This is a genomic window from Virgibacillus alimentarius, from assembly GCF_000709085.1.
Taxonomy (GTDB): Bacteria; Bacillota; Bacilli; order Bacillales; family Amphibacillaceae; genus Virgibacillus_B; species Virgibacillus_B alimentarius.
Map to the genome: position 1 here is coordinate 1 of NZ_JFBD01000023.1, position 2728 is coordinate 2728.

Genomic DNA, 2728 nt, shown 5'->3' on the forward strand with positions numbered 1-2728 from the left:
TGTACAGCTGCGCCTGGAAGTGAGGATAGAAGGATACGACGCAAGGAGTTTCCTAGAGTAGTACCATATCCACGTTCAAGCGGTTCGACGACGAACTTACCAAATGTAGCATCATCGCTGATCTCTACCGTTTCAATTTTTGGTTTTTCAATTTCGATCATTCAACAAAACCCTCCTTTAAAACGTCGAAACCCCGGTTAGACTCTGTCTAACCGAAATTCCTCAAATAGGCAGTTGGCGTTTCTGCTCTATCGTATTTCTTTCGTACTCTGCCATACTAAATGTTGAGTTAATAGAAAAAATATATTTTTCTTAGACTTTTAGCCATCATAACCCATTATAGACAGGGTGACAAATTCTATACAGTTTTTTTATACACGACGACGTTTTGGTGGGCGACAACCATTATGAGGGACTGGAGTCACATCACGAATTGCAGTAACTTCTAATCCAGCTGCTTGCAGTGAACGAATAGCAGCTTCACGACCAGCACCAGGCCCTTTAACAGTAACTTCTAATGTTTTCATACCAACTTCTGTCGCTGCTTTAGCTGCTGTTTCTGCAGCCATTTGAGCAGCAAAAGGTGTTGATTTTTTAGATCCTTTAAAACCAAGTGCACCTGCTGAGCTCCAGCCAATTACATTACCCTGATTATCTGTAATAGATACAATTGTATTGTTAAATGTAGAACGAATGTGTCCTATGCCGGATTCTACCTGCTTTTTCACTTTACGCTTACGTGTGTTTGTATTTTTACGAACCATTAATTAGCTTACCTCCTTACTTTATTTTTATTTGTTAGAAGCCGCATGACGTGGGCCTTTACGAGTACGTGAGTTGTTTTTAGTCTTTTGCCCGCGAACTGGAAGTCCACGGCGATGACGAAGGCCTCTGTAAGATCCGATTTCAGTCAAACGTTTGATGTTTAAAGATGTTTCACGTCGTAAGTCACCTTCTACAGTGTAACTTTCAATTGCTTTACGGATGCTACCCAATTCATCTTCCGTAAGATCGCGTACACGAGTGTTTTCTGAAACGCCTGCTTCTTTAAGGACTTTCTGTGCAGTGGTTTTTCCAACTCCAAAAATATAAGTTAAAGAAATCACTATACGTTTATCACGCGGAATATCAATACCTGCAATACGTGCCATATGCATTAGCACCTCCTTGTTATTAACCTTGTTTTTGCTTGTGTTTCGGGTTTTCGCAAATCACCATTACTTTGCCTTTGCGTTTAATAATTTTACATTTTTCACAAATTGGTTTTACAGATGCTCTTACTTTCATCATCTTTACCTCCTTTTATATCGGAGCTCATGCTTATTTATAACGGTACGTAATTCGTCCTCTAGTCAAATCATACGGAGAAAGTTCAACCGTTACCTTATCGCCTGGCAGAATGCGGATAAAGTGCATACGAATTTTACCAGACACATGTGCCAAGACCGTATGCCCATTTTCAAGCTCTACATTAAACATTGCGTTAGGCAATGTTTCCGTTACGGTTCCTTCAACTTCAATTACATCGTCTTTCGCCATCGTGTTGATCTCCCTTCTTTAAATCAGTCACAACCTCATCAATAAACTTAGCTATGGCAAATCGTAATTTCCCATTTGTGACACGACCAGTTTCTAGAAGGCTTTTTCGGACTTCCGGAGAAATGAAATTCGTTATCTCAATATGATTGACATTCTTTTTTTTAGGCCGATCATATTTTCGTTTTTCTCCGTCTGCCAGCAAGACAAATCGATCTTCGCTCACTTCAATAACGACCGCATATTGACCTGCTTCACGTCCCTGTACTATACGAACAACTTGACCTATCCGCGGAATCGAATCAGTTTCGCTCAACAACGATCACCTTCACTTAGGCTCTAATTTATTATCCCTTGAAAAAGGTTTTAATAGTTACCACATGCAGTGTCACTTTTTATTTAATCAACCATGTTCTACTTACATTTTCCGTAACATACATTATAACTTTCAATATAGAGAAATGCATCTATTCCGGATTAGTAAATATAGTTAAATGGTCTATTTTTCAATTCTATTTTGTATATCTTGAAATACTTGATCAATATCTTGATCACCATTAATCGTTACAAGCAACTCTTTTTCCTGATAAAAATCCAGTAAAGGTTTTGTCTGTTTGATATTTACTGCTAAACGATTTTTCACAGTTTCCGCCTGGTCGTCTTCACGTTGAATTAATGTTGATCCGTCTTTATCACATATTCCCTCTTTTTCAGGAGGATTATACATTACATGATAAGTTGCTCCGCATGTTGGACAAACTCTTCGACCAGTTAGGCGCTCCACTAAATTTTCTTCAGGTACATCCACATGCAGGACATAATTAATTGATTCATTCATATTTTTTAATAGTGTTTGCAATGCGTCTGCTTGGGCGATGGTTCTAGGAAATCCATCCAGTAAAAAACCATTTTTACAGTCCTCTTTTTGCAAACGTTCTTCAACGATACCTATTGTCACTTCGTCCGGAACCAGTTCGCCCTGATCCATATAAGCTTTTGCTTTTTTTCCTAAATCTGTTTCTTCTTTAATTGCTAAACGGAACATATCCCCTGTTGAAATGTGCGGGATATTATATTTTTCATTAATTTTTTCAGCCTGTGTACCTTTTCCGGCACCAGGAAGCCCCATTAAGATTAAATTCAAGTTTTCTCCCCTCGCTCTCATAGGCAGCAAGGTTTTACTTAATAAATC

At 38.6% G+C, this 2728-nt stretch carries 6 protein-coding genes and 1 pseudogene; all 7 read right to left on the reverse strand.

The genetic code is table 11. The annotated features are described in order from the left end of the window. A pseudogene (locus GZ63_RS17320) lies at positions 1-161 on the reverse strand (DNA-directed RNA polymerase subunit alpha); the annotation flags it as partial. A gap of 210 nt (positions 162-371) precedes the next feature. Continuing rightward, on the reverse strand, positions 372-764 hold the full coding sequence (gene rpsK / locus GZ63_RS0104715; protein WP_029267370.1) for a 30S ribosomal protein S11: 393 nt from the start codon (positions 762-764) through the stop codon (positions 372-374). A 27-nt stretch (positions 765-791) separates the two neighbouring features. After that, positions 792-1151, reverse strand: a complete 360-nt coding sequence (rpsM, locus tag GZ63_RS0104720) for a 30S ribosomal protein S13 (protein WP_029267371.1) — start codon at positions 1149-1151, stop codon at positions 792-794. A 22-nt stretch (positions 1152-1173) separates the two neighbouring features. Continuing rightward, on the reverse strand, positions 1174-1287 hold the full coding sequence (rpmJ, locus tag GZ63_RS0104725) for a 50S ribosomal protein L36 (RefSeq protein ID WP_029267374.1): 114 nt from the start codon (positions 1285-1287) through the stop codon (positions 1174-1176). A gap of 33 nt (positions 1288-1320) precedes the next feature. Then, the gene (gene infA / locus GZ63_RS0104730; RefSeq protein WP_010095735.1) at positions 1321-1539 is read right to left on the reverse strand and encodes a translation initiation factor IF-1; all 219 of its coding nucleotides are present in this window, start codon (positions 1537-1539) and stop codon (positions 1321-1323) included. Next, entirely contained in the window at positions 1517-1852 is a 336-nt protein-coding gene (locus tag GZ63_RS0104735; RefSeq protein ID WP_029267380.1) for a KOW domain-containing RNA-binding protein, read from the reverse strand. Before GZ63_RS0104735 ends, infA begins: the two co-directional genes overlap by 23 nt. 183 nt (positions 1853-2035) lie before the next feature. Then, positions 2036-2680, reverse strand: coding sequence for an adenylate kinase (locus GZ63_RS0104740; protein ID WP_029267382.1), 645 nt, complete (start codon positions 2678-2680; stop codon positions 2036-2038). Positions 2681-2728: the final 48 nt, after the last annotated feature.

Coding starts and splice junctions, on each gene's coding strand:
- rpsK (WP_029267370.1), bottom strand. CDS start 764: ATGGTTCGTAAAAATACAAACACACGTAAGCGTAAAGTGAAAAAGCAG.
- rpsM (WP_029267371.1), bottom strand. CDS start 1,151: ATGGCACGTATTGCAGGTATTGATATTCCGCGTGATAAACGTATAGTG.
- rpmJ (WP_029267374.1), bottom strand. CDS start 1,287: ATGAAAGTAAGAGCATCTGTAAAACCAATTTGTGAAAAATGTAAAATT.
- infA (WP_010095735.1), bottom strand. CDS start 1,539: ATGGCGAAAGACGATGTAATTGAAGTTGAAGGAACCGTAACGGAAACA.